Origin of the sequence: Couchioplanes caeruleus (assembly GCF_023499255.1) — a bacterium.
GTDB classification, from domain to species: Bacteria; Actinomycetota; Actinomycetes; order Mycobacteriales; family Micromonosporaceae; genus Actinoplanes; species Actinoplanes caeruleus_A.
Map to the genome: position 1 here is coordinate 8,293,000 of NZ_CP092183.1, position 23,759 is coordinate 8,316,758.

The window sequence follows — 23,759 nt, forward strand, 5'->3', positions numbered from 1 at the left end:
CCGACGCCGAAAGGTCTCTCGGATGACGCTGCCTGCCCACACCGATCTCGACGACGATCTCGCCGCGGAGCGCCGGCATCTTGCCGAGTCCCGCGCCGCCCTGGGCCGCATGCGCGGCCGGGCCGAGTCGCTGTTCTCCTCCTCCGCCGACATCGCCGGCGATGCGTTCTCCGCCGAGACGCTCGGGCGTACGCTGTCCCGCCGCGTCGCCGAGCTGGCGGACGACCCCACCACTCCGCTGTTCTTCGGCAAGCTGGACGTCGCCGAGGCGGCGTACCACATCGGGCGCCGGCATGTGACCGACGATGCCGGGGAGCCGATGGTGCTCGACTGGCGGGCGCCGCTGTCGCAGTCGTTCTACCGGGCCAGCGTGCGGGATCCGCAGGGCGTGTCGACGCGGCGGCGGTTCGGGTTCGTGAAGGGCGAGCTGACCAGCTTCGAGGACGAACACCTGGACCGCGGCGAGGAGCTCGGCACGAAGAGCCGCATCCTGACGGCGGAGATCGAGCGCCCGCGCGTCGGGCCCATGCGCGACATCGTCGCGACGATCCAACCCGAACAGGATGAATTGGTACGCGCAGAGCTCGAGGATTCGATCTGCGTGCAGGGTGCGCCGGGCACCGGGAAGACCGCGGTGGGCCTGCACCGGGCCGCCTACCTGCTGTACGTGCACCGCGAACGGCTGCGGCGCTCCGGGGTGCTGATCGTCGGACCGAACTCGGCGTTCCTGTCGTACATCTCGGCTGTGCTGCCGGCGCTGGGCGAGGTGGAGGTCCAGCAGTCCACGGTGGACGATCTGATCGCCCGCGTACCCGTGAAGGGCCGGGACAGCGAGGCGGCCACCATGCTGAAGCACGACGCGCGCCTGGCCGAGGTGTTGCGCCGGGCGCTGTGGAGCCACCTGGTGAAGCCGGCCGAGCCGATCATGGTGTCCGACGGTTCGTACCGGTGGCGCATCGACTCCGAGCCGCTGCGCCGGATCGTCGACGAGGCCCGGCGCGAGGGGCTGCCCTACTCGGTGGGCCGGGAACGGGTGCTCGCCCGGGTCGTCGGGTTGCTGCAACGGCAGTCGGAATACCGTACGGGCAACTCGCCGAGCGACGGGTGGCTGCGGAAGATGGCGAAGGTCGCGCCGGTACGGGACTTCCTGGATCAGGCGTGGCCCGCGCTGACGCCCGAGGCGCTGGTTGTCGCGGTGCTGACCGACGCCACGCTGCTGGCCGCCGCGGCCGAGGGCATCCTGACGGCCGAGGAGCAGGCCGAGCTGCTGTGGCCGAAGGCGCCCAAGACTCCCAAGTCGGCCCGCTTCAGCGCCGGGGACCTGCTGCTGCTGGACGAGGCGGCGGGTCTGCTGGAGCGCGAGACCAGCTTCGGGCACGTGGTCGTCGACGAGGCGCAGGACCTGTCGCCCATGCAGGCGCGGGCGATCGCGCGGCGCAGCGAGCACGGGTCGATCACGCTGCTCGGCGACCTCGCGCAGGGTACGGCCCCGTGGGCGGCGGCCCAGTGGGAGGACACTCTGGCGCACCTCGGCAAGCCGGATGCGGCCGTGGTGCCGCTGACCGTCGGGTTCCGCGTACCCGCGGCCGTTGTGGCCCTGGCGAACCGCCTCCTCCCGGCCCTCGGTGTGGACGTGCCGGAAGCCGTCTCCCTGCGCCGGGACGGGGACCTGGCCGTCGTCGGGCTTGCGGACCCCTCGGAGCTGGACGCGGCGACGCTGGTGGAGGTCACGGCGGCGCTGGAGCACGAGGGCTCGGTCGCGGTCATCGCGGCGGACGCAGCGGTCGACCGGCTGCGCGCGCATCTCGCGGCGGCGGGGCTGCAGGCCGCGACCCCCGACGACGTCGACTCGGAGGCGCGCGTCACGGTGGTACCGGCCACGATCGTCAAGGGCCTCGAGTACGACCACGTGGTCGTCGTCGAACCGGCCGAGATCGTCGCCGCCGAGCCGCGCGGCCTGCACCGGCTGTACGTGGTCCTGACCCGTGCGGTGTCCCGCCTCTCGGTCGTCCACGCCGCGCCTCTGCCCGGGCCGCTGGCCGACTAGAGCGGAGCCAGCAGGAGGTGGGTGCCGGCCGTCTTCGCGCCCGGGCGGACCTCGAACACTCCGTCGCCGATCAGCACCGAGTCGCGGTCGACCTGCGCGCGCCAGTCCTCGGGCCAGCGGGTGGCCGGTGACCATCGGATGCCCTCGAGGTCGACGCCGACGAGGTTGACGCTCCTGAGGTCCGCTCCGCGCAGGTCGTTCACCGCTTCCCGCAGGGCTTCGGCGCTCTCGTCGTCGAGCCGGTCGAGGTCGAGCCGTCCGATCCGCAGGAACATCCGGGCGACGTCCCGGGCGAGGGCGTCCCTGACCTGCTGGGCGGCGGCCCTGGCGAAGGCGACCGAGTCGGCGAGGCGACGGAGGTGCGCGCGGTCACCGGCACGGTCGACCTCTGCGTAGGCGGGGCGGTCGGGGCGGACCGGCCGGCCCCGCTCGAGGTCGCGGCGCAGGTCTCCGGTCAGGACGTGGTCGAGGCCGAGGCTCTGGTCCAGGTGCCGGGCGCTGGCGCGGGCGTCGGCGAGTCCGCGTGCGAGGTCCCGGTCCCGCAGGGCCGAGGCGAGGTCGACAGCCGAGTCGATGGCGAGGTCGACGGCGCGGACGAGGTTCCGGGCCCCGGCGAGGCCGGTGGCCAGCTCGGCCGCGAGACCACGGACCCGGTCACGGGCTGAGGGCGGCCCGGAACTCACGCTCAGCGCGAGATCGGGCGTGCCGTCGGCCGGGAGCTCGATCACCGTGGCGGCGTCACTCACCTCGTCGAGGGTCCGGATGACGTCCAGGGCATCGGCGAAGTCCAGGACCAGCCTCCGGGCCGGCAACTTCATCGCCGGGTGCCGGCCCAGGTGTGCGATCACGTCGTCCGGCGTCAGTACGGCGACGGGCCGCCGCGGGTGTGCCGACCGGAAGTCCTCCCGGCCGATCTCGACCAGCTCCAGCACCTCGGCACGGTTCGCGCGCAGCCGTTGCAGCGGGCGCGTGCCGGTCGCCTCGTGGACCCGGGCCACGGCTCGATCGAGATAGCGGTCGACTTCCTCGGCGTCCATCGCGGGGAAGGCCCCACCGAGGAGCCGCTCACCCAGCCGGCGGAAACTGCCCGGAGATCGGATCAGGTCAGCGCCCATCGGTCTCCCCCTTCCGTTCGTCGGCGTCCGGCTTGCACATCGGGCACCACGGCCACAGCTCGTCGTCCACGAGGAACGCCGCGGCCGCCTCGACGGCCTGCTTGATCGCCACCCCGCCGCTGGCGCGCGGGTGGACGGCGTCGGTGTCCAGCACGAGGGCGACGAAGTTCTCCCAGTCCCGCTCGGCCCGCTCCCAGTCGTCGAGGTGCAGGTCGACGAAGCCGGACGCGAAGGTGGCGGGCACGGCGTACCCGCACTGTTCGTAGACGAGGTCCTTGAGCGGCGGGATGGTCGCGCGCAGCTTCGTCATCCGGGGTGACGCGGTCTCCTGCTCGCTCATGCCGGCTCATCCCTCGACAACGCCTCGCGGATCGACCGCTGCCGGCGGCCGCTGATGGCGACGCTGACGACAGCTCCGGCGACCGCACCGAAGACCGCGGGCGCGGCCAGCCACCCGCACACGGACAGGAACCAGGCCAGCACCGGCACCGGCACGTCCCGGTCGCCGGGCGAGGTGATGCCGATGGTGACGTCGTACGTCGTCTTCCACCCGATCACCAGGCCGTTGACCACGTAGAGCAGGGCGAACACGACGAACAGCGGCGTTCCCCGTACCAGCAGCCAGTGCCGGACCCCGGTGTACGCGCCCAGCGCACGCAGCCGGCGGCGCATCCGATCCCGCAGCCGGTCGTGGGGCGGGGGCCGCCCCGGCACCCGTACGCCGAGGGGGCGCGCCGACACCATGCTGACACCGTACCCGCCGATATACCCGCAAAGAGGGCGTTCCGCGGGCTAGAGCGGCTTCACCCAGCGCGACCACTCGCCCTGGCGGCGGTACCCGTGCGCGGCCCAGACGGCGTGCGCGCCCTCGTTGTCGTCGAGCACCATCGCGTCGGCCCGCGTACCGCCGAGCGCCCGGAAGCGCTCCTCCGCCGCCGCGATCAGCGCCCGCCCGATCCCGGCACGCCGGCGCGAGGGGGCGACCGCCAGCCGGTACAGGTGGCAGCGCCAGCCGTCCCAGCCGGCGATGACCGTACCGACGATCTCGTCGCCGTCGACGGCGACGATCAGCGCGCCCGGGTCGCGCAGATGCAGCGCGGCCAGGGCGGCCGGGGAATCGGCGGGACGGGCGGCGTTCTCGGCGGCGGTGAGCCAGAAGCCCAGGACGGCACCGAGCTCCCGCGCCTCCGCGGCGCGCAACACAAGATCAGCCACATCGTGATCGTAGGCGACGGCCAAGCTGTCAACTTTGCGCCATAGAGTTCTTTGACTTTGTACGGTAGAGTTCTTTACATGGATGAAGCAGACGACGACCGCCCTCCCCTGGACCCCGCCGAATCGCTCCGGCTCATCGAGCGCGAGCGCAGTGCCACAGCGCGCCGCATCATCCCCGACCCGCGGCTGCTCCTCTGGCCGTGGGGCATCGCCTGGCTGATCGGTTTCACCGTCTACTTCCTGCGGTTCGGCCCGGACGGCCGGGTCATCGTCGACATGCCGGAGTGGCTGCCGCTGGTCGTCCTGCTCGCGCTGATCTTCATCGCGGGGATGATTACGGGCTTCGTCGGCGGCCGGGCGGCCCGGCAGGTCTCGGGACCGACCTCCCGCCAGGGCAGGATGTACGGCTTCACCTGGGGCCTCGCCTTCTCCGGCATGATCACGGTGCTCAGCCGCATCAGCGAGCTGCTGCCCACCGCCCAGGCCACCCTGCTGTGGACCGGCACGATGACCGCCCTGACCGGTGCGCTGCACATGGCGGGCGGCGCCATCTGGAACGACCGGACGATGTTCCGGCTCGGCGCCTGGCTGAGCGTCGTCAACGTGGTCGGCGTGATCCTCGGCCCGGGCTGGCACGCCCTCGTGGTGGCGGTTGCCGGCGGCGGCGGGATGCTCGTCGCCGGGTTGATCTCCTGGCTCCGGCTGCCGCACGTGACCGAGGGCGAGCGTGCCCGGCGATGACCGATGACGCGGTACCGGAGCTCGACCCGGTCATCCACGCCCAGGCCCGCCTGCGGGTCGTCTCCTCCCTCTCCACGCTGCGCGAGGGCGACAGCATCGCCTTCCCCCGGCTGCAGGACATCCTCCGCATGACCCCCGGCAACCTCTCCGTGCACCTGCGCAAGCTCGAGGACGCGGGCTACGTCGAGGTCGTCAAGACCCATCAGGGCCGCACGCCGGCCACCCTGGTCAGCCTCACCCGCCGCGGACGGCTGGCCTTCGAGGACTACACGAACGCCGTACGCGCCCTGCTGAACGGCGGCGCCGGAACGGAGCAGTCATGACCCTCGCCCGAGCCATCGACGTCACCCGGCGCTACGGCAGCGTCGTCGCCCTCGACCACGTCGACCTCGACGTGCACGCCGGCGAGCTCGTCGGCCTCCTCGGGCCGAACGGCGCCGGCAAGAGCACGCTGGTCAACCTGCTGACCGGCGTACGGCGGCCCAGCGCCGGCCGGGTGGAGCTGTGCGGCGGCGACCCGCGTGACCCGGCCACCCGCAAGGTGCTCGGGGTGACGCCGCAGGAGACCGGGCTGCCGTCGGCGCTGCGGGTCGGCGAGGTCGTCGACTTCGTCCGCGCCCACTTCCCCGACCCGCTCGGCCGCGACGAGCTGCTCGACCGGTTCGGGCTGGGCGACCTGGTGCGCCGGCAGACCGGTGGGCTCTCCGGCGGGCAGAAGCGGCGGGTCGCCGTCGCGCTGGCATTCGTCGGGCGGCCGCGCATCGTGTTCCTCGACGAGCCGACGACCGGCCTGGACGTCGCCGCGCGGCACGCCCTCTGGGAGGGCGTACGCCGGTTCCACGCCGAGGGCGGCACGGTGGTGCTCACCAGCCACTACCTCGAGGAGGTGGAGGCGCTGGCCGGCCGGGTCGTGGTGGTCGGGGGCGGCCGGGTGCTCGCCGACGACAGCGTCGCGGCCGTACGCGGGCTCGTCGCGATCCGCCGGGTCAGCCTGACCTCCGCCGTACCCGTGCCCGATCTTCCCGGCGTGGTCGGCACCGAGCGCGACGGCGACCGGACGCATCTGCTCACGGCGGACGCCGACCGCCTGGTCCGCGACCTGGTCTCCTGCGACGTGCCGTTCCGCGACCTCGAGGTCCGGCCCACGTCGCTGGAGGAAGCGTTCCTCACCCTCACCGCCGCCTGAGCCCAAGGAGCCCCTCGTGTCATCCCTCGCCCTGACCCACGCACGGTTCCAGCTGATCGAGACCGTACGCATGCCGATGGCGCTCGTCGGCAGCGCGTTCTTCCCCGCCGCCTCGATGATCTTCTTCGTGGTCCCGTTCCTCGGCAGCAACCCGGAGTGGGCGACGACCGCCACCGCGTCGATGGTCACGTTCGTCGTCATGAGCTCCAACCTCTTCCAATACGGGATCGGCGTCGCGGAGGACCGGGCACAGCCGTGGGACCCGTACGCGCGGACCCTGCCCGTCGGCGCGGCACCCCGGTTCCTCGGGCGCATCCTCGCCGGGCTGGTGCTGATGACGGTGTCGCTGATCCCGGTCCTGGTCACCGCGGCGCTGCTGACGGAGGCGACCGTGACGCCCGGCCAGTTCCTGGCGGCCTTCGGCGTCACGGTGGTCTCGGCGGTGCCGTTCACGTTGATGGGCCTCGCGATCGGCTACTCGCTGCCCACGAAGGCCGCGGTCGTGCTCGCCCAGGTGCTGTTCCTGCCGCTGGCCTTCGGCGGCGGACTGATGACCGGCCCGGGCAACGCCCCCGGGTTCATCGAGACGATCGCCCCCTACCTGCCGACGGGCGCGGCCGTACGCCTCATGTGGGCCGCGGTCGGCGACTTCCCGGTGCAGCCGGCCTCGGTGGCCGCGCTGGTGGCCTGGATGGTCGCGTTCGCTGGGGTGGCCGGATGGGCCTATCGCCGCGACGAGGGTCGGCGGTTCAGTTGAACTTCCGACTCTGCCGTCCCGTACCTGGCATCGCGGTGCAACGATCCATGCGTCCGCCTTGTGCCTGTCGAGGAGATCGCCCATGTCCCATCCGACGCCCGGGGTTCCGAACTGGGTGGATCTGGGCACCGCCGATCTGCCGGACGCGACCCGCTTCTACACGCAGCTGTTCGGCTGGGAGGCCGACGTCTCCGGCGAGGAGTACGGCGGCTACACCACGTTCCGCCTCCACGGGCGCGCCGCCGCGGGCGCCGGACCGCTCTACGGCGAGGGCCAGCCGACCGCCTGGAGCACGTACGTCGCCACGGACGACGCCGACGAGATCGCGGCCCGGGTCGAGGCGGCCGGCGGCAAGGTGCTGGTCGCGCCGTTCGACGTGATGTTCCAGGGCCGGATGGCGGCGTTCCTCGACCCCGCCGGGGCGCCGTTCAGCGTCTGGCAGGCCGGCACGATGAAGGGCGCCGACGTCTTCGACGTGCCGGGCGCGCTCACCTGGAACGAGCTGACCACGCGGGACGTCGAGGGGTCGGCGGCCTTCTACGGGTCGGTGTTCGGCTGGGTGGCCCGGGAGAGCTCGATGGGCGGGCTGCCGTACATCGTCTGGGAGCACCAGGGCGCCACGATCGCCGGCATGCAGGCCATGGACGGCGACGACTGGCCCGACGACCTCTCTCCACACTGGATGATCTACTTCGCGGTGCGCGACTGCGACGAGTCGGTGGCGCTCGCGCAGTCGCTCGGCGGCCGGGTGGCCCACCCGCCGACGGACCTGCCGATCGGCCGCTACGCGGTCCTCGACGACCCGCAGGGCGGCACGTTCTCGATCCTGCAGAGCGCTAACGCCTGACCGGCACGACGAGCGGCCCCTGCTCGCCGTCGATGACCTTGACGCGTACGCGGTAGTGCTCGGCGAGCAGGTCCTCGGTCAGCACCTCACGGGCGGTCCCGTGCGCGACGACCCGGCCACCGGCGAGCAGCACGAGGCGGTCGGCGTACTCCCCGGCCGTCGACAGGTCGTGCATCGTGGCCAGCACCGTGAGCCCGCGCTCGCCGCGCAACCGGTCGACGAGCTCCAGCACCTCCTGCTGGTGCCCGATGTCCAGCGCGCTCGTCGGCTCGTCCAGCAGCAGCGTACGGGCGCCCTGCGCGAGCGCCCGGGCCAGGAACGCGCGCTGCCGCTCGCCACCGGAGAGCGTGTCGAGCCGGCGGTCGGCGAACGCCTCCAGGTCCAGGGCGGCGAGGACCTCGTCGACCACGGCCAGGTCGGAGGCGGACTCGCGGCCCAGCGCGCGGATGTACGGCGTACGCCCCAGCAGCACGTAGTCGTACACGAGCATCGCCGGCGGCACGACCGGGTGCTGAGCAACGGTGGCGACCGTACGGGCCCGGTCGCGGCGGGACAGGGCCTCGAGCGGGACGCCACCGAGCGCGATCGTGCCCGCGTACGGCACCAGCCCGCCCACGGCCCGCAGCACCGTCGACTTGCCGGCGCCGTTCGGGCCGATGATCGTCACCCACTCGCCGTCGGCCACGTCGAGGTCCACCCCGTCGACGACGGCCACCCCGCCCAGCCGCACGCGCAGCCCCCGTACGGTGATCATCCCTTGATCCTGCGCAGCACGACGGCGAAGAACGGGGCGCCGAAGAACGCCGTCACCACGCCGATGGGGATCTCCGCCGGGCTGGCGACGGTCCGCGCGACCAGGTCGGTGAGCGCGAGGAACGCCCCGCCGAACAGCACCGACAGCGGCAGGATCGACCGGTAGCTCGGCCCGGCGAGCAACCGCAGCGTGTGCGGCACGATGATGCCGACGAACCCGATCAGGCCGGACACCGACACGGCCGCCGCGGTCCCCAGCGACGCGGCGATCACCAGCAGATACCGGCTGCGCTGCGGGTGCAGGCCCAGCGCCGCGGCCTCCTCGTCGCCGACCGTCAGCACGTCCAGCTCCCGGCGGTGCGCGAGCACGATGATCCCGGTGACGGCCGCGTACGGCAGCACGATCAGCACGTCGTGCCAGCCCGCGGTGGCGAGCCGGCCGAGCAGCCACGCGTACACCTCACGCAGCGACTCGGTGTGCCGCTGCATCACGTACGTCTGCGCGGCGGCGAGGAACGCCGACACGGCCACTCCGGACAGGATCAACGTCGCGGGGGTACGCGCCCGCCCGCCGGCCGCCCCCAGCAGCCACGTCAGCACCACCGCCCCGACCGCACCGACGAAAGCCGCCAGCGGTACGCCGAACGGCAGGTCGGCCGTGACATCGCCGGTGCCGGAGCGGGCGGCGATCACCGCGGTCACGCCCAGCCCGGCGCCCGCCGCGACCCCCAGCAGATGCGGATCGGCGAGCGGGTTCCGGAACACCCCCTGGTACGCGGCACCGGCCAGCGCCAGCATCGCCCCGACCAGCAGCCCGAGCACGACCCGCGGCAGGCGCAGGGCGGTGACGATGGCGACCTCGCGCTCGGTCAGGCCGCTGTGCAGCCGTACGCCCGGAATGAGGTTGAGCAGCTCCGCGGCGACGCCGCCGGGCGGCAGGGTGACCGGCCCGAACGCGATGCCGGCGACGAGCGCGACCGCCACCGCGACGAACCCGCCGGCCAGCCAGGCGGCCCGCAGCCCGGCCGGCCTCCTGCCGCCGCCTTTCCCGCCGGCCTTCTCGCCGGCCGCGCTTCTGCCGCCGGCCTTCTCGCCGGCTTTTTCGCCGGCTGCGCTCTTGCCGCCGGCAGTTTTGTCGGCTGCGCTTTTGTCTCCGGTTGCGCTTTTGTCCCCGGCCGCCGCTTCCTCGCCGGCCGGCCCGTCGGTGGGCGGTGGCGCTTCGCGGGCGGGCCGGGTGGTCACGCCGGGACCTTGGCCACCGCGTCCGCGACCGACCGGACCAGGTCCACGACCCGCGGCCCCCACCGCGACGCGATGTCGTCGTCCAGCGCCACGACCTGGCCGGTCTTCACCGCCGTCACGCCCGACCAGCCCTTGCGGGCCCGCACGGTCGCCGGCGACTGCGCGCAGCACTTGCTGTCTGCCAGGAAGATCATGTCCGGGTCCGCGGAGACCAGCGCCTCCTGCGAGAGCTGCGGATACGCGGTCTTGGCGCCGTCCGCGACGTTCTTCAGACCCACCATGGCGAAGATCGAACCGACGAACGTCTGCGACGTCACGGTGTAGTACGTCGGGTCCAGCTCGTAGTAGTAGGTCAGCGGCGCCGACCGGGCCGGCACCCCTTTGACGATCTTGTCGATGTCGGCCCGCATCCGCCCGGTCAGCGCGGCGGCCTCCGCCGGGTGCCCGGTGAGCGTGCCCAGCTGCGCGATCTGACCGTACGTGTCGTCCAGCGTCTTCGCCGCGGGGGCGAACAGCACCGGGATCTTCAGCTTGGTCAACTGGTCGACGATCTTGTTGAGGTCGTCGGACACCACGACGAGGTCGGGATTCTTGGCGGCGATCGCCTCGGCGTTCGGCTTGAACCCGGACAGGTCGGACCGAGGCGCCTCGGGCGGGTACGTCGACTGGTCGTCCACCGCCACCACCTGCGACCCGGCGTCGATGGCGAACAGCATCTCGGTCGCGGTCGGTGCCAGCGACACGATCTTCTCGGGCCGCTCCTCGAGCGTCACCCCACCCGCGGTCGCCGGGTACGCAGCCCCGCTCGCACTCGCGGCGGGCTGCCCCGCGTCGCCGTCCGATCCGCCACCACCGCACCCGCCGAGCAGCAGCGCGGTGACCGCGATCGCGGCCGTCACAATTCTTCTGGTCATCCTGGTCCTCCTGCCGGCCGAGGCTGCGGTGCATCGCCGGCCGGAGCACCGGCCCGCGAGGCGCCCCTCCCCGAGAGCGCTGAATCGCGACCGACGCGCAGGCGACCTGGCTTGCCCGGCCGCCGAACAAGGCGGTACGGGACTTCACAGTTGCGGGACAGCGCCGGAATCCCACCGGCTTCGCTGCGACGCGGTCCCCCCGACGCTATCCCACCTCGGTTCCCGGCGACCCGCGACTAGTGCGGCAGGCTGGCGGTGACCATTGCGATGAGCTGGTCGTACGTCTCCTCGACGTCCTCCGCCAGCCCGAACCCCCCACCCGCCTGCAGCACCGAGAACCCGTGCACCGCGGCCCGCAGGCGACGGGTCGCGTGGGTGGCGGCGGCGTCCGTCAGGCCGTAGCCGCGGAGCACCGCGAACAGCACCTCGAGCAGTTCGCGGGCCGCGTCGGCCATCGGCTCCGAGCCGCGGTGCAGCGGGTCGAGCGGGACGAGGGCGTACCAGCCCGGGTGGGCCAGGACGAAGTCACGGTACGCACGCATCAGCGCGGCGACCGCGTCGTCGCGGCTGCGGCCCAGGGCGGCCGAGGCCGAGGCGCGGGCCATCGCGCGGATGATCTTGACGGCCATGAGGTCGCGCAGGTCGGCGAGGCTACCGATGTGCTTGTAGAGGGAGGGCGGCGCGACCCCGGCCCGGTCGGCGACCGCGGCGAGGCTCAGCGCCTCCGGGCCCTTCTCGTCGACCAGGGCGAGCGCCACGTCGACGACCGCGTCGCTGGTCAGGCCGGCCCTAGGCATGCAAACTACCTGTCATAGCCCAGAAGCTATGACAGGTAGGCGCATCCGGCAAGGGGATCAGCAGTACGTGGACTGCTTGCCGATCACCTTGTACGGGCAGTCCGCCGCCTCGGCCAGCATCAGCGCGGCCTCCCGGTTGCGAGCGGTCTCCCGGGTGATCACGCTGGCGGGCGGGTAGAAGCCGCCGGCCGACGAGCTGGTCGGGTACATCTCGAAGGTGTACGCGAAGATCTTGTGCGTACCCCAGAGGTAGTCGAGCAGGTCGCCGTCGGTGATGTAGAGGTCGCTGGACTGCTCGGGCGTGTACCCGTTGGTCGCCGCCATCTGCCGGCCCAGCGTCGCGAAGGTGCTGTTCTGGTCCGCGTTCATGTCGGTCGTGGTGTTCGCCGTGGTGTGCCCGAACGGCCACAGCACCAGCTCGGAGTACGTGTGGAAGTCCATCGCGGCCTTGATCTGCTGCACGCCGCCGACGACCCGGCTCAGCACGAAGTCGCGCACCACGCGGGTCTCGGGGGCGGAGAAGGCGGCGGTGCCCCGGTACGTCTCCGACGACGGGCTGCCCGACGAGCCGCCACAGCAGCCCCACTTGTACCCGTAGTTCCGGTTCAGGTCGGTGCCGACGTACCGGGAACCGCTGTTGGGTTGCCGGTTCTTGCGCCACGAGCGGTAACTGCCGGTCGCGATGTCGTACTCGGCGCCGTCCGGGTTCACCGAGGGGATGATCCAGATCTCGCGGCTGTCCACGATGCTCTTGATCCGGCTGTCGCTCGCATAGTTGTCCGTGTACAGGTGCAGTAGGTAGACCGCCATCTCCACGGTCAGGTGCTCGCGGGCATGGTGGTTGGCGTCGTACAGGACCTCGGGCTCGCTCTCGTCGGTGCCCACGTTGTCCGAGATCTTCACCGCGACGATGTCCCGGCCCTCGTACGTCTTCCCGAGCACCCGCTTGCTCGCGATCGCCGGGTACCGCGAGACGATCGAGTTCACCTCGGAAATCATCTCCGAGTAGTTGTGGTACGCGGCGTCGCGCGACGGGAAGTCCAAGGTGGACACGCCGTCGCCCGCGGTCGCCACCTCGACCTTCTTGACGGTGAAGCCGAGCGCCCGCAACGCCTTCACCTCACCCGCCGTCGCGGTCACCTCGACCACGGCGTGCTCCACCGAGTCGATCGAGACGCCGGTGCTGGCGATGGTGTTGCGCTGCTGGAGGGTACGCACGTCGTACACCTCGTACTGCGCGGAACTGTCGGCACGCAACTCGGCGGTGGCAGGCTGCGCGGTGGCTGCGGTGGCGGCGATCAGGGCCAGGCCGGCGGTGACAGCCGCGGCCAGACCGGTGACGCGTCGTCTCATGAACGACCTCCGGGGGGTGTCAGAGGGGTCCGGGCCCCGTCACTGCACCACCCGGCATAGACGTTTGGCAATGCGTGGAGGCCATGCCAATGTGCCCCCTACGTCGGCGTGATGACCGCGGACCGCAGCTCAGGAAGCCTTGCCGTCGCCACCGGCCACAGCGTCCGGCCGGCCCGCGGGGCCGGCGGGCCGGGTTGCCCGCTCCCCCTGACCCTGCGCGGGCGGAGCGGCCAGGTCGCCGGCCGGCTGAGCGGTGCGATCGCCGGCGGGCTGAGCGGCACGGTCGCCGGCCGGCTGAGCAGCACGGTTCGCGGCCGGCTCGGCGGCGCGGTCGCCGGCTGAGGCGGCTTCCTCGTCGCCCGCGAGCGCCGCCCGGAGCCGTGCCTTCTCCGCGGCGCGCCGCTCGGCGACCGAGCCCAGCTGCTCGGCCATCTGCTCCCGCCACTTGGCGAGCAGGAAGTACGAGAACGCCGCCGAGGCCACCAGCGCGATCATCGCCTTCACCAGAAAGTTCAGCGGCACCGGCAGCAGCAGCGCGAACACCACGACGAACAGCCCGAAGCGCCCGAGCGTGTACTTGAGGGCGGGACTCATCTCGTACTCCTTCAGCCCACCCGGTGGCTCAGCCACCGGAGGCCGTAGAACCAGACCAGGCAATAGACGACGGTGAGGCCGAGGGCGCCGACGGCGCCGCTGACCAGGGCCGGGAAGAGCGGCGCGGCCAGGCCGGCGAGGGTCATGCCCACGGCCACCCCGAAGCCGGCACCCAGGGCGGCAACCACGATCCGGTACGCGCCGAAGCCGGCCGCCCGGAACTCCTCGGTGAACAGCCACACCGGCAGCACGATGGCGATCCATCCGCTGGCCGCCCCGAACTCCGAGGCGCGCACGAGCGACATGAGGCCCTCGAAGATCAGCAGCACCACGAGCCCGGCGACCAGGCCGGCCAGGCCGACGCCCAGCAGGTCCTGAACGGTCGCCAACCGCCCGTCCGCGTCCCGGCGCGGACGGCGCGCACTCTGAGTCTCGGCCATGACAAAGCAAAGGGTACGCCGGAGCCCCGGCCCACCCGGCCGCAGCCCGACGCCGATCGCGTGGGTTCCCTCACGGCCGACCCAGCCACGGCGCGTGGCCCCTGCCGTGGCTCCCGCCGGCCGGCCCTTTCCCCCGAAGCCGGCCTACCCTTTCCCGCCGCAACCGACTCACCCGTCCCGCCGAAGCCGGCCGGCCTGTCCTGCCGAGGTCGACCAACCATTCCCGCCGCAACCGACTCGCCCGTCCCGCCGAAGCCGGCCGACCAGTCCCGCCGCAACCGATCGATCTGTCCCGCCGGAACCGACCGACCTGCCCCGCCGAAAGCCGGCCGGCCGGAGCAGCGGCCCGCGCCCGGACCGACCGCAACCGACCGCAACCGACCCAAGCCAGCAGCACCCCGGCCGACAAAGCCGGCCCAAGCTCTGCCGACGCGGGGCCGGACCAACGCCGAACCGAGCCCGCGCACTGCGAGCAAGGGGGCCGGGCCGAACCGGGGCCCGGCAGGCGAAGGCGCTAGACCGAACCGGCGCCCGGCAGGCAAAGCGCCAGGCCGAACCGGCAAACGGCGGCAACTTGCCGGGCCCGGACCAACCCAGGCCGAACCGGCAGACGACGGCAAGGCACCGGGCCACGCCAGGCTCGGCCGCGCCCACCCCTTGCCGGGGTCAGGCGACGGCCGTCCGGCGGATCAGGCCCAGACCTGCTGGGGCTCGCTGCGGCGTTCGGCCAGCGGCGTCGGCTTGTCGTACTCCCGGACGACCTCGTAGCGGGTGTTGCGTTCGACCGGCTGGAAGCCCGCGTCCCAGATGAGGTCGAGCAGGTCGCCGCGGTGCATCGTGTTCGGGGTGCCGTACGAGTCGGCGTCGTGGGTGATCTTGTATTCGACGACCGAGCCGTCGAGGTCGTCGACGCCGAAGTTGAGGGAGAGCTGGGCGACCGAGAGGCCGTGCATGACCCAGAAGCACTTGACGTGCGGCACGTTGTCGAACAGGAGCCGGGACACCGCGAACGTCTTGAGCGACTCGGCCGGTGCCGCCATCGTCGTGCGGGCCTGGATGCGGTTACGGATCTTGCCGTCCGCCGAGTCGACGAAGTCGTGCTGGTAGCGCAGCGGGATGAAGACCGCGAAGCCGCCCGTCTCGTCCTGCAGCTCGCGGAGGCGCAGCACGTGGTCGACCCGGTGCCGCGGCTCCTCGATGTGGCCGTACAGCATGGTCGCCGGGGTCTTCATGCCCTTCTGGTGTGCCAGCCGGTGGATCCGCGACCAGTCCTCCCAGTGGCAGTTGTGGTCGACGATGTGCTGGCGGACCTCCCAGTCGAAGATCTCCGCGCCACCGCCGGTCAGCGACTCGAGGCCGGCGTCCATCAGCTCGTCGAGGATCTCGCTCGCCGGCAGGCCGCTGATCTTCTCGAACCACTGCACCTCGGTCGCCGTGAAGCACTTGAGGTTGACCTTGGGCAGCGCCGCCTTCAGCTCGCGCAGCACCTTGGGGTAGTAGCGCCAGGGCAGCGTGGGGTGCAGGCCGTTGACGATGTGCAGCTCGGTGAGCTGCTCGTCCTCCATCTCCTTGGCCTTGCGGACCGCCTCGTCGATGCGCATCGTGTACGCGTCCTTCTCGCCCGGCTTGCGCTGGAAGGAGCAGTACGCACAGCTGGCGGAGCAGACGTTCGTGAGGTTCAGGTGCCGGTTGACGTTGAACATCACCCGGTCGCCGTTCATCTCGGTGCGCTTGTGGTGCGCCAGCCGCCCGAGCCACGCGAGGTCGTCGGACTCGTAGAGGGCGATGCCGTCCTCGCGCGTCAGCCGCTCACCGGCGTAGACCTTGGCCTCCAGCTCGCGCTTCAGTCCGACGTCCATCTGGGCCCCTCTCATCACGGTGCTGTCGAGCGTACGTCCAACCCCCGACAGAAGCCGCCCGCGGCCGCTTCCGGGCGGCGCAGGTCACGTCGGCGACTTACGATTCTCAGCGTCCTTTCATCTCCATTCGATCGACACCGGTGCAGGTGTTGGGGTAAGACCTTTATGGGGACCGAAGACGCCGGTGGGCGACCGGCTCGGGACGGGGTGCGCATGGGTGGGACGAGGCGGAGCCGACGCGGTTCGGCGGTGCGGGTGCGCCCCTGGTGGCGCCCGCTCGCGTACTCCGCTGCGACCGCCGCTGCCATCGCTGCCCTGTTCAACCCTCTTCCCGCCGGCGCGTCGCCCGTCGCGCCGGGTGCACCGGTCGCACCGGCGGTGCCCGTCGCCCCCGCCCTCCCGGTCGCGCCCGCGGCGCCCGGCTCCGTTCCGGACGCGGGCTCCCGGCCCGTCGCGATCGGTTCGATCACGCTGCCGGGCCAGCGGAGCACGACGCCCACCACGCCGCCGACGTCGAGCATCATCGGGGCCGGCGCACCGACCAACCCGATCATGCGGAAGATCGAGGCCGGCCGGGCCGCGGTCGCCGCCATGGGCGAGCAGCTCGCGAAGCTCGACGAGGATCTCAACCTCACGCGGACGCAGCTCTCGACCGCCGACCAGAAGGTCACCCAGACCCAGACCGCGGTGACGGCGGCCCAGCAGGAGGTCACGGCCGCAGCCGCCGCTTCCGTACGCAACGCCGCGGCGCTCCCGCCCGGCTCGTTCGGTTCCGGGCTGCAGGACCTCGACTCCCTCGCGCGGATCCAGCGCGGCGATTCCGCCACCGAGCAGGCGGCCGGCCGGCAGCTGACCATCGTGCAGTCGGCGTATGCGGCAGCGGTGGCCGAGCAGCAGAACCTGCGTACGACCTTCGACCGGCTCACCATCGAACGGACCGCCAAGAAGACCGCGCTCGACAAGAAGACGGCCGCTCAGCAGAAGTACGAGCAGCAGCACGCCGACGTGATCGCCGCGTCCGACGCCGCCGAGGCGGTCCAGGACGCCCAGGCCGGCGCCGGCTTCCTCGCGGGCGAGAACGCGGGCCGCGGCGCCGACCCGCGGGCCATCGCGGCGCTGCGGATCGCCCTGGCTCAGCGCGGAGATCCGTACGTGTGGTCCGAGGAGGGCCCGGACTGGTTCGACTGCTCCGGGCTCATGTACTACGCCTACCGCTCGGACGCCGCGGGCAACTTCCCGCTCACCCGGGTGTCGAAGGACCAGTACTACCAGACCCGCGGCAAGACGGTGGACCGTTACTCGCTGCTCCCCGGCGACCTGTTGTTCTTCAGTTCGTCGACCAGCTGGACGGGCATCCACCACGTCGCCATGTACGCCGGCGACGGCATGATGGTGGAGGCCCCGCGCACCGGCCTGAACGTGCGGCTCGTCCCCGTACGCTGGACGAGGTTGTTCGCGGCGACGCGCATCTACGGCTCGGTCGAGGGCACGGTCGAGGGCCCGCACCTGGGCTCGCCGGACCCGGAGACGCCGAGCAACCACACGCCGACGACGAGCCCCACGCCGCGGCCGAGCAGCAAGCCACCGACGAAGCCGACGACCCCGGGCAGCCCGTCGACGTCGCCCAGCAAGCCGTCGACCTCGCCGAGCAAGCCGTCGACCCCGCCGAGCTCGCCGTCCACCTCGCCGGGCACACCGTCCACGTCGCCGAGCACGGAGCCGAAGCCGACGACCACGCCACCGACCACGAGCGCGCCCCCGTCGGCGGCGCCGAGCAAGTCGCAGGACACGTCGCCGTCCGGCTCGGCGGACAGCTCGGACGGCACGAAGTCACCGACGGCGTCGGCCACCAGCAGCAAGACGACCGCGCCGGCGCCGACCACGACGTCCAAGCCGGCTACCCCGAAGACGTCGACGTCCACGACGGCGAAGTCCTCCGCATCGGCGAAGACGTCGGCGAGCACCTCCAGCTCCGCGACGGCGAAATGACCGCAGCAGCGGAATGACCGCGACAGCGAGACAATCAGGTAACAGCCGGGGTCGGAAACCGGATCTTCGGGTGCGGACCGCTTGACGCCGGGTGCGCATATGAGCGGTGATATGGCACGGTAGTGACGAACGCCGCGGCATCCGGCTTGCCCGGCGTCGGCGCATGTGACGTCGCACGCGAGTGGCGGCGATCGGGAGGACCCATGGACGAGCGGCAGGCGGCATCGGACAGCGACGGCACGAAGCCGCCGGTTGTGCCGACGCCCGCGAGCAGCTCCGGGCCGCACGACGATCAGGGGTACGAGCTTCCCCCGCCGCCGGCCGCGGGTGCCCTGTGGGCGCCGGACCGGGCCGGCTCGGCGAAGCCGGTGTCCGGATCGGCCTCGGTGCCCAGCTCCGCGCCGGTCAGCGGATCGTCCGGCCGCGCGCCGGTGCGGGACGAGAGCGCCGCGAGCCGGCCCGCCACCCGGCAGGGCGGCGTCTACGGCACGCGCTCGATCGACCAGTCCGCCAAGGCTGCCGAGGCGCCGGCGACCGCCTCCGAGCCCGCCACGCCCGCGGAGCCGGAGCCCGATCTGCCGGAGCCGTCGACGCCCGATCCGCGGCCGAAGCCCGAGCCTGCGAAGCCCACCCGCCCGGAGCCGGCGCCGTTCCCGTCGCCCTCGCCGATGCCGCCCGGCCCGGGTCCGTCGCCCACGCCGCCGGGTCCCGTGCCGCCCGGTCCGGGTCCGAACCCGGTGCCGCCCGGTCCCGGCCCCAACCCTGTGCCTCCGGGCCCCGGTCCGAGCCCGGTGCCGCCCGGTCCTGGTCCTAGCCCGGTGCCGCCGGGTCCCGGGCCGTCGCCGGTGCCCGCGCCGCCGCCGTTCCCGGCTCCGCCCGTCATCCCGTCGTCGGGCCTGCCGTCGTACACGATGCCGCCGGCCGGTGGGCCCGCGGCGAGCGACCTGACGATGCCCTTCACCTCCGCGACGGCCGGCGGAGGCTCCGCGGGCCACCCGGCGACGGATCGCAACCCCGACGCGACCATGCCGTTCAACGCGGGCGCCGGGAGCGACCTCACCATGCCGTTCAACGCCGGCGCCGGGAGCGACGCGACCATGAGTTTCAAGGCCGGCGCGGGAAGCGACGCGACCATGCCGTTCAACGCCGGCGCGGGCAGCGACTCGACGATGCCGTTCGCGACGCACGCCGCCCAGCAGGCCGTCACCTTCGGGGTCGGCGCATCGGGCCCGGCTCGCCAGCCGTTCGGCGGAGCCACCGCGCCGGCCGGTGGGCCCGCCGGGCGGCCCGGGACGTACGGGTCGGGTTCCGGACAGGGCGGCGCCGTGCCCCAGCAGCGCGGCGAGGGCACGGTGTACGGCGGCCTCGCCGACTACGCACCCGCCGACATGACGATGCCCGTGATGATGAACCCGGTGGAGAACTCCGGCTCGCTGACCGGCCACATCCTCGCCCAGGGCTGGCGCGATGCCCCCGAGGTGCAGCGGCGCAGCAACGTCAAGGTGATCGTCGCCATGCTCATCGTGCTGCTGCTCCTGGTCGGTGTGAGCCTCGTCTTCCTGTTCACCGTCGGCGACGCCTTCAGCAACATGATCGGTGGAGTTTTCTCGAAATAGTTGTCGCTTCGCCGCAGGCCATCTAGGCTGGCGAGGTTGCGCCGGGGGTGAGACAGCCCACTACCGGCGCGGAATGCGGGCAGTGTCTGTGACGTTGACCCGTACACTGATGGCAGTAATTGACCTGGCGTGCCCTGTGGGTGCACGCCACGGGCGTTCTTGCGGGCATTTCAGCGGTCGGCTCACAGCAGCCGAGGCGGGCCATTCGCGAGCATGCGCCCCCGTAGAGAGGTTCTCTTGACCACTTTCGCTGATCCCAGCACGTTCCCGTCCGTCTTCGAAGCACCCGCTTCCAGCACGTCCCCCGAGGAGCCGCAGGCTCCCGCCGCCGACCCGGCGGACACCACCGCGGCCCTCGCCGCGGACCCGGCGATCACCACCGCCGAGACCCCCGCCGCCGACCCGACGACCGCCGAGGTGGAGATCGTGGAGGCGACCAAGAGCTTCGCCGACCTGGGCCTCGCCCCGGAGCTGGTCCGCGTGCTCAGCCGCGAGGGCATCACCACCCCGTTCGAGATTCAGGCCGCGACGATGCCCGACGCCCTGGCCGGCCGTGACGTGCTCGGCCGAGGGCAGACCGGCTCCGGCAAGACCCTGGCGTTCGGCCTCCCGCTGCTGACCCGGGTCGCCCAGGGCGGCCGCGCGCTGCCGCACCGGCCGAAGGCGCTCATCCTCGTCCCCACCCGCGAGCTGGCGATGCAGGTCGCCGACGCGCTCATGCCGCTCGGCCGCTCGGTCGGCGTGTTCCTCAAGACCGCCGTCGGCGGGGTGCCGTACGACCGGCAGATGGACGCGCTGCGCCGCGGCGTCGAGGTGATCGTCGCCACGCCGGGCCGCCTGGGCGACCTGATCGAGCGTGGCGCCTGCAAGCTCGACGACGTCGAGGTCACCGTCCTCGACGAGGCCGACCAGATGGCCGACATGGGCTTCCTGCCCGAGGTCACCGAGCTGCTGGCGAAGACCCCGGCGGACGCGCAGCGCCTGCTGTTCTCCGCCACCCTCGACGGCGACGTCGACACGCTGGTCAAGCGGTTCATGAACGACCCGGTCACGCACTCCACGGCTCCGGCCGAGGCGAGCGTGTCCACCATGGACCACCACCTGCTGCTGATCCCGCCGCACGACAAGTTCCCGATCACCGCGTCGATCGCCAACCGCGCGGGCAAGACGATCGTCTTCGCCCGTACGCAGATGGGCGTGGACCGGCTGGTCGAGCAGCTCGCGGCGGTGGGTGTGCGCGCCGGCGCCCTGCACGGCGGCAAGACCCAGCGGGTACGCACCCGCACGCTGGCCGAGTTCAAGGAAGGCCGCACGAACGTGCTGGTCGCCACCGACGTCGCCGCCCGCGGCATCCACGTCGACGGCATCTCGCTGGTCGTGCACGTCGACCCGCCCAAGGACCCCAAGGACTACCTGCACCGCGCCGGCCGTACGGCCCGGGCGGGCGAGTCGGGTGCCGTGGTCACGCTGGTCCTGCCCAAGCAGCGCCGCAGCACCCAGGCGATGATGCAGAAGGCGGGCGTCTTCCCCAACGAGGTCCGCGTCCGTCTCGGCGACGAGCAGCTGGCCGAGGTCACCGGTGCCCGCGAGCCCAGCGGCATCCCGGTGAAGGCCGAGCCGGAGCCCCGCGAGCGCGGTGACCGTCCCCGCCGCTTCGGCGACCGTCCGCAGCGCAGTGGCTACGGCGACCGTCCGCGCGGCAGCTACGGCGACCGCCCGCGCGGCGAGCGTTCGTTCGGCGACCGCGACCGTTCGTTCGGCGACCGGCCCCGCGGCGAGCGCTCCTTCGGGGGCGACCGCGACCGCAGCTACAGTGACCGGCCCCGCACCGACCGGCCCGCCAGCGGCGAGCGCTCCTTCGGCGGCGACCGCGACCGCAGCTACAGTGACCGGCCCCGCACCGACCGGCCCGCCAGCGGCGAGCGCTCCTTCGGCGGCGACCGCGACCGCAGCTACGGCGACCGGCCCCGCACCGACCGGCCCGCCGGCGGCGAGCGTTCCTTCGGCGGCGACCGCGACCGTCCGGCGGCCCGGAACTACGGCGACCGGACCGGTGGGTTCCGCCGCGACGGTGGCCGCAACGACCGCCGCGAGACCGGTGGCCGCTACCAGACGGGCCGTCCCACCCCGATCCACTGATCCACTGATCCACTGATCCACGAAGAGGCCCCCGGCAGACGCCGGGGGCCTCTTTGCATGCCGGGAGGCGGCCCGGGTATGAAGGGTCGCATGTCCGTTCCGCCTGGCTCGCTGTTCTGGGAGCGCCGTGACACGACCGGCGCCGAGCATGCCGTGGTCGACGTGAGCGCCGGGCTGGTCGCCCGGGGCACCGCGCTCGCCGTGGACCCGATCGCGTACACCGCGCGGTACGAGGTGCGTACCGACGCCTCGTGGGTGACCACCTCGGTGGAGGTGAGCGCCGAGGGGGCCGGGTGGGGTCGTACGCTGCGGCTGCAGGCGGACGGCGGGGCGTGGCGGGCGACGACGTCCGAGCACGGCGACCTGGACGCCGCCCTGACCGCCGCGGGGCACGCCGGCGCGGGGCTGCCCGGTGCGGAGGACGCCGATCTGCTGCTGGGGGCGTACGACGTCGACCTGACCGGCTCGCCGCTGACGAACACGCTGCCGATCCGGCGGCTGGGCCTGCTCAAGGCCGAGCCCGGGGTGGCGCACCGGGTCAGCGTGGCCTGGGTGCTGCTCCCCAGTCTCGAGGTGGTCCAGGCGGACCAGATCTACACCGCGCTGGGCGACGGGAAGGTGCGCTACGCGAACGAGACGTTCAGCGCGGACCTGACCGTCGACGACGAGGGCTTCGTGCGCGACTACCCCGGCCTGGCCGTCCGCAGGGGGTAAGCGGGTCAGGCGCGGTCGCGGATGTACGCGATGCACGCCTTGTCGACCGCCGCGAACGGCTTGCCGAACGCCTCGCTGGAGGCGGAGTCCAGGTCGCGGTCTTCGCGCAGGTGGAGCCGGACGAAGGTGAACAGGGCGCGCTGGCCGTACTTCTTCGCCATGCAGTCCGCCGAGAAGTGGCCGAAGCCGTAGAAGGCGTCCCCGTCCCGGAGGCGGGCCTGGGCCTTCAACGGGTCGACGGCCATGGACTTCGGGCGCCCGCTGCCGTTGACGAGGCTCCGGACCGCGGGGCGGCGCCAGCTCGCAGTGGCCGGCCGCGGATACCAGCCGATGTACTCGGCGATGCCCTCCTTGAGCCACATGTCGCTCTCGACCCAGGTGCGCCGGTGCACGTTGCCGACCGTCACGACGTGGCCCAGCTCGTGCTGCACCGTGGTGGCGAGGAACTCCCTGTCGTCCTTCAGCTCGGCCATGTTGAGGACCACGTCGGTGCCGGCCTCGTTGCGCGGGAAGGCGTACGCGACGATCCACTTGTCGGTGATGCCGCCGTACCAGCTCTTCCACTGCTTGGCGCCGGCCAGGTAGACGCGGTAGCGCTGCTGCGGGTTGCCGACCAGGGCGGCGAAGCGGTCGTTGACGACGGCGGCGCGCTCGGCGACCGGCAGGAGCCGCCGGAAGTACTTCTTCTCGCTCGGAGCGCCGATCAGGGTGACGCGCTTGCCGGCGACGGTGACGAGCTCACCGGACGCCCAGGGCGCGCGGTATTTGTCGGCCGTGGGCTTCCGGGGAGCCAGCGAGGTGATCAGCCACTCGCCCTTGCTGTGCTTGAGCGTGAGCTCCTGCGCCACAGACGGCGGCCCGTCCGAGACCGCGCTCTTCTCCTTGACGCAGGTGTCGCCGGCGAAGCAGTACGCGACGTCCGCACCGATCTTGAGGCTGCCGGACCGGTCGGGGCGTACGTCGCGGACGTACGTCCGGTAGTCGAAGTGGCTGACGCCGAGCACGCGCAGCGACCGGTACATCGCGCGGTAGCGGTCCCGCAGGTTGCGCCTGGCGGGGTCGACCGCGGCCAGCCAGACCTTCTCGTCGCCGCGGAGCAGGGCCTCCGCCTGCGTCTTGAGCGCCGCATTCACCTGCTCGAACGGCGTGAGCGGCAGACTCCGGCGGTCCTCGGCGGCCGCCTCGGCCCGGGAGTCGAGCGGATCGCGGTTGGCGACGTACACCGCACCGGCGCCGAGGAACAGGGCGACGATCAGGGCGAGGGAGCCGCCGAACAGCAGACCCTTGCCGAGGGCACGCCGCGGCGGGGCGACGATCGGGGACGGAAGCCCGGGAGGAAGCGAATCCCACGGGTGCGGGGCGCGCGGGGCGGGAACGAAAGGGGCAGCCTGGGTCGGGAGCCCGGCGGGCGGGATGGTCACGTCGTCGCCGTCGGGCACGG

At 72.6% G+C, this 23,759-nt stretch carries 22 protein-coding genes, 1 pseudogene and 1 riboswitch; of the genes and pseudogenes, 10 read left to right on the plus strand and 13 right to left on the minus strand.

Annotated features, from left to right (window positions below):
- The first annotated feature begins 22 nt into the window (after window positions 1-22).
- Complete coding sequence (locus COUCH_RS38155) at window positions 23-2,047, plus strand: HelD family protein (RefSeq protein ID WP_249609969.1); 2,025 nt, start codon at window positions 23-25, stop codon at window positions 2,045-2,047.
- On the opposite strand, the gene COUCH_RS38160 is transcribed toward COUCH_RS38155, so the two are convergent.
- The 4 genes from COUCH_RS38160 to COUCH_RS38175 are packed head-to-tail and all read right to left on the minus strand — an operon-like array spanning window position 2,044 to window position 4,377.
- The gene (locus tag COUCH_RS38160) at window positions 2,044-3,162 is read right to left on the minus strand and encodes a hypothetical protein (protein WP_249609970.1); all 1,119 of its coding nucleotides are present in this window, start codon (window positions 3,160-3,162) and stop codon (window positions 2,044-2,046) included. The two genes, COUCH_RS38155 and COUCH_RS38160, sit on opposite strands and share 4 nt — an antisense overlap.
- Window positions 3,152-3,502, minus strand: a complete 351-nt coding sequence (locus tag COUCH_RS38165; protein ID WP_249609971.1) for a hypothetical protein — start codon at window positions 3,500-3,502, stop codon at window positions 3,152-3,154. Before COUCH_RS38165 ends, COUCH_RS38160 begins: the two co-directional genes overlap by 11 nt.
- The gene (locus COUCH_RS38170) at window positions 3,499-3,906 is read right to left on the minus strand and encodes a DUF6313 family protein (RefSeq protein ID WP_249609972.1); all 408 of its coding nucleotides are present in this window, start codon (window positions 3,904-3,906) and stop codon (window positions 3,499-3,501) included. The genes COUCH_RS38165 and COUCH_RS38170 overlap by 4 nt, the downstream gene beginning before the upstream one ends.
- A gap of 48 nt (window positions 3,907-3,954) precedes the next feature.
- Complete coding sequence (locus tag COUCH_RS38175) at window positions 3,955-4,377, minus strand: GNAT family N-acetyltransferase (protein WP_249609973.1); 423 nt, start codon at window positions 4,375-4,377, stop codon at window positions 3,955-3,957.
- A 78-nt stretch (window positions 4,378-4,455) separates the two neighbouring features.
- Here COUCH_RS38175 and COUCH_RS38180 point away from each other — a divergent pair, with 78 nt between their 5' ends.
- The 5 genes from COUCH_RS38180 to COUCH_RS38200 all read left to right on the plus strand — a co-directional run bounded on the left by COUCH_RS38180 (window position 4,456) and on the right by COUCH_RS38200 (window position 7,908).
- Window positions 4,456-5,118: a transporter gene (locus COUCH_RS38180; RefSeq protein WP_249609974.1), complete on the plus strand. Its 663-nt coding sequence runs from the start codon at window positions 4,456-4,458 to the stop codon at window positions 5,116-5,118.
- Window positions 5,115-5,441, plus strand: a complete 327-nt coding sequence (locus tag COUCH_RS38185) for a winged helix-turn-helix domain-containing protein (RefSeq protein ID WP_249609975.1) — start codon at window positions 5,115-5,117, stop codon at window positions 5,439-5,441. Before COUCH_RS38180 ends, COUCH_RS38185 begins: the two co-directional genes overlap by 4 nt.
- The gene (locus COUCH_RS38190; protein ID WP_249609976.1) at window positions 5,438-6,304 is read left to right on the plus strand and encodes an ABC transporter ATP-binding protein; all 867 of its coding nucleotides are present in this window, start codon (window positions 5,438-5,440) and stop codon (window positions 6,302-6,304) included. Before COUCH_RS38185 ends, COUCH_RS38190 begins: the two co-directional genes overlap by 4 nt.
- 16 nt (window positions 6,305-6,320) lie before the next feature.
- Window positions 6,321-7,061: an ABC transporter permease gene (locus COUCH_RS38195; RefSeq protein ID WP_249609977.1), complete on the plus strand. Its 741-nt coding sequence runs from the start codon at window positions 6,321-6,323 to the stop codon at window positions 7,059-7,061.
- An 82-nt stretch (window positions 7,062-7,143) separates the two neighbouring features.
- Window positions 7,144-7,908 carry a VOC family protein gene (locus COUCH_RS38200; RefSeq protein ID WP_249609978.1) on the plus strand — a complete coding sequence of 255 codons (765 nt, stop codon included), beginning with the start codon at window positions 7,144-7,146 and terminating at the stop codon, window positions 7,906-7,908.
- Here COUCH_RS38200 and COUCH_RS38205 read toward each other — a convergent pair.
- From COUCH_RS38205 to mqnE, 8 genes and pseudogenes are all read right to left on the minus strand, one after another.
- The gene (locus COUCH_RS38205) at window positions 7,898-8,662 is read right to left on the minus strand and encodes an ABC transporter ATP-binding protein (RefSeq protein WP_249609979.1); all 765 of its coding nucleotides are present in this window, start codon (window positions 8,660-8,662) and stop codon (window positions 7,898-7,900) included. The two genes, COUCH_RS38200 and COUCH_RS38205, sit on opposite strands and share 11 nt — an antisense overlap.
- Window positions 8,659-9,681 (minus strand): FecCD family ABC transporter permease, encoded by a 1,023-nt coding sequence (locus COUCH_RS38210; protein WP_249613950.1) that lies wholly within the window; start codon window positions 9,679-9,681, stop codon window positions 8,659-8,661. Before COUCH_RS38210 ends, COUCH_RS38205 begins: the two co-directional genes overlap by 4 nt.
- A 218-nt stretch (window positions 9,682-9,899) precedes the next feature.
- On the minus strand, window positions 9,900-10,817 hold the full coding sequence (locus COUCH_RS38215; protein WP_249609980.1) for an ABC transporter substrate-binding protein: 918 nt from the start codon (window positions 10,815-10,817) through the stop codon (window positions 9,900-9,902).
- A gap of 79 nt (window positions 10,818-10,896) precedes the next feature.
- A riboswitch (cobalamin riboswitch) is annotated at window positions 10,897-11,026 on the minus strand.
- Between the two features lie 27 nt (window positions 11,027-11,053).
- Window positions 11,054-11,614 (minus strand): TetR/AcrR family transcriptional regulator, encoded by a 561-nt coding sequence (locus COUCH_RS38220; RefSeq protein WP_249609981.1) that lies wholly within the window; start codon window positions 11,612-11,614, stop codon window positions 11,054-11,056.
- 60 nt (window positions 11,615-11,674) lie between these two features.
- Window positions 11,675-12,967 (minus strand): annotated as a pseudogene (locus tag COUCH_RS38225) (M14 family metallopeptidase); the annotation flags it as partial.
- 129 nt (window positions 12,968-13,096) lie between these two features.
- The gene (locus COUCH_RS38230; RefSeq protein ID WP_249609983.1) at window positions 13,097-13,561 is read right to left on the minus strand and encodes a DUF4229 domain-containing protein; all 465 of its coding nucleotides are present in this window, start codon (window positions 13,559-13,561) and stop codon (window positions 13,097-13,099) included.
- Between the two features lie 11 nt (window positions 13,562-13,572).
- Window positions 13,573-14,001 carry a hypothetical protein gene (locus tag COUCH_RS38235; RefSeq protein WP_249609984.1) on the minus strand — a complete coding sequence of 143 codons (429 nt, stop codon included), beginning with the start codon at window positions 13,999-14,001 and terminating at the stop codon, window positions 13,573-13,575.
- A gap of 689 nt (window positions 14,002-14,690) precedes the next feature.
- On the minus strand, window positions 14,691-15,860 hold the full coding sequence (gene mqnE / locus COUCH_RS38240) for an aminofutalosine synthase MqnE (protein ID WP_249609985.1): 1,170 nt from the start codon (window positions 15,858-15,860) through the stop codon (window positions 14,691-14,693).
- Window positions 15,861-16,109: 249 nt separating this feature from the next.
- Between mqnE and COUCH_RS38245 the strand changes: the two genes are divergently transcribed.
- From COUCH_RS38245 to COUCH_RS38260, 4 genes are all read left to right on the plus strand, one after another.
- The gene (locus COUCH_RS38245; protein WP_249609986.1) at window positions 16,110-17,849 is read left to right on the plus strand and encodes a C40 family peptidase; all 1,740 of its coding nucleotides are present in this window, start codon (window positions 16,110-16,112) and stop codon (window positions 17,847-17,849) included.
- Window positions 17,850-18,052: 203 nt separating this feature from the next.
- Entirely contained in the window at window positions 18,053-19,465 is a 1,413-nt protein-coding gene (locus tag COUCH_RS38250; protein WP_249609987.1) for a hypothetical protein, read from the plus strand.
- A gap of 237 nt (window positions 19,466-19,702) precedes the next feature.
- A complete protein-coding gene (locus COUCH_RS38255; protein ID WP_249609988.1) occupies window positions 19,703-21,604 on the plus strand; it encodes a DEAD/DEAH box helicase in 1,902 nt (633 codons plus the stop codon).
- Between the two features lie 90 nt (window positions 21,605-21,694).
- Window positions 21,695-22,318, plus strand: coding sequence for a putative glycolipid-binding domain-containing protein (locus COUCH_RS38260; protein WP_249609989.1), 624 nt, complete (start codon window positions 21,695-21,697; stop codon window positions 22,316-22,318).
- A 5-nt stretch (window positions 22,319-22,323) separates the two neighbouring features.
- Here COUCH_RS38260 and COUCH_RS38265 read toward each other — a convergent pair whose 3' ends face one another.
- Window positions 22,324-23,757, minus strand: coding sequence for a hypothetical protein (locus COUCH_RS38265; protein ID WP_249609990.1), 1,434 nt, complete (start codon window positions 23,755-23,757; stop codon window positions 22,324-22,326).
- Window positions 23,758-23,759 lie beyond the last annotated feature (2 nt).

Bases quoted from the DNA above. Each gene is read 5' to 3' on its own strand.
- COUCH_RS38205 (WP_249609979.1), bottom strand. From the start codon at position 8,662: ATGATCACCGTACGGGGGCTGCGCGTGCGGCTGGGCGGGGTGGCCGTC.
- COUCH_RS38215 (WP_249609980.1), bottom strand. From the start codon at position 10,817: ATGACCAGAAGAATTGTGACGGCCGCGATCGCGGTCACCGCGCTGCTG.
- COUCH_RS38180 (WP_249609974.1), top strand. From the start codon at position 4,456: ATGGATGAAGCAGACGACGACCGCCCTCCCCTGGACCCCGCCGAATCG.
- COUCH_RS38230 (WP_249609983.1), bottom strand. From the start codon at position 13,561: ATGAGTCCCGCCCTCAAGTACACGCTCGGGCGCTTCGGGCTGTTCGTC.
- COUCH_RS38155 (WP_249609969.1), top strand. From the start codon at position 23: ATGACGCTGCCTGCCCACACCGATCTCGACGACGATCTCGCCGCGGAG.
- COUCH_RS38165 (WP_249609971.1), bottom strand. From the start codon at position 3,502: ATGAGCGAGCAGGAGACCGCGTCACCCCGGATGACGAAGCTGCGCGCG.
- COUCH_RS38170 (WP_249609972.1), bottom strand. From the start codon at position 3,906: ATGGTGTCGGCGCGCCCCCTCGGCGTACGGGTGCCGGGGCGGCCCCCG.
- COUCH_RS38250 (WP_249609987.1), top strand. From the start codon at position 18,053: ATGGACGAGCGGCAGGCGGCATCGGACAGCGACGGCACGAAGCCGCCG.
- COUCH_RS38260 (WP_249609989.1), top strand. From the start codon at position 21,695: ATGTCCGTTCCGCCTGGCTCGCTGTTCTGGGAGCGCCGTGACACGACC.
- COUCH_RS38220 (WP_249609981.1), bottom strand. From the start codon at position 11,614: ATGCCTAGGGCCGGCCTGACCAGCGACGCGGTCGTCGACGTGGCGCTC.
- COUCH_RS38235 (WP_249609984.1), bottom strand. From the start codon at position 14,001: ATGGCCGAGACTCAGAGTGCGCGCCGTCCGCGCCGGGACGCGGACGGG.
- COUCH_RS38200 (WP_249609978.1), top strand. From the start codon at position 7,144: ATGTCCCATCCGACGCCCGGGGTTCCGAACTGGGTGGATCTGGGCACC.
- COUCH_RS38190 (WP_249609976.1), top strand. From the start codon at position 5,438: ATGACCCTCGCCCGAGCCATCGACGTCACCCGGCGCTACGGCAGCGTC.
- COUCH_RS38185 (WP_249609975.1), top strand. From the start codon at position 5,115: ATGACCGATGACGCGGTACCGGAGCTCGACCCGGTCATCCACGCCCAG.
- mqnE (WP_249609985.1), bottom strand. From the start codon at position 15,860: ATGGACGTCGGACTGAAGCGCGAGCTGGAGGCCAAGGTCTACGCCGGT.
- COUCH_RS38160 (WP_249609970.1), bottom strand. From the start codon at position 3,162: ATGGGCGCTGACCTGATCCGATCTCCGGGCAGTTTCCGCCGGCTGGGT.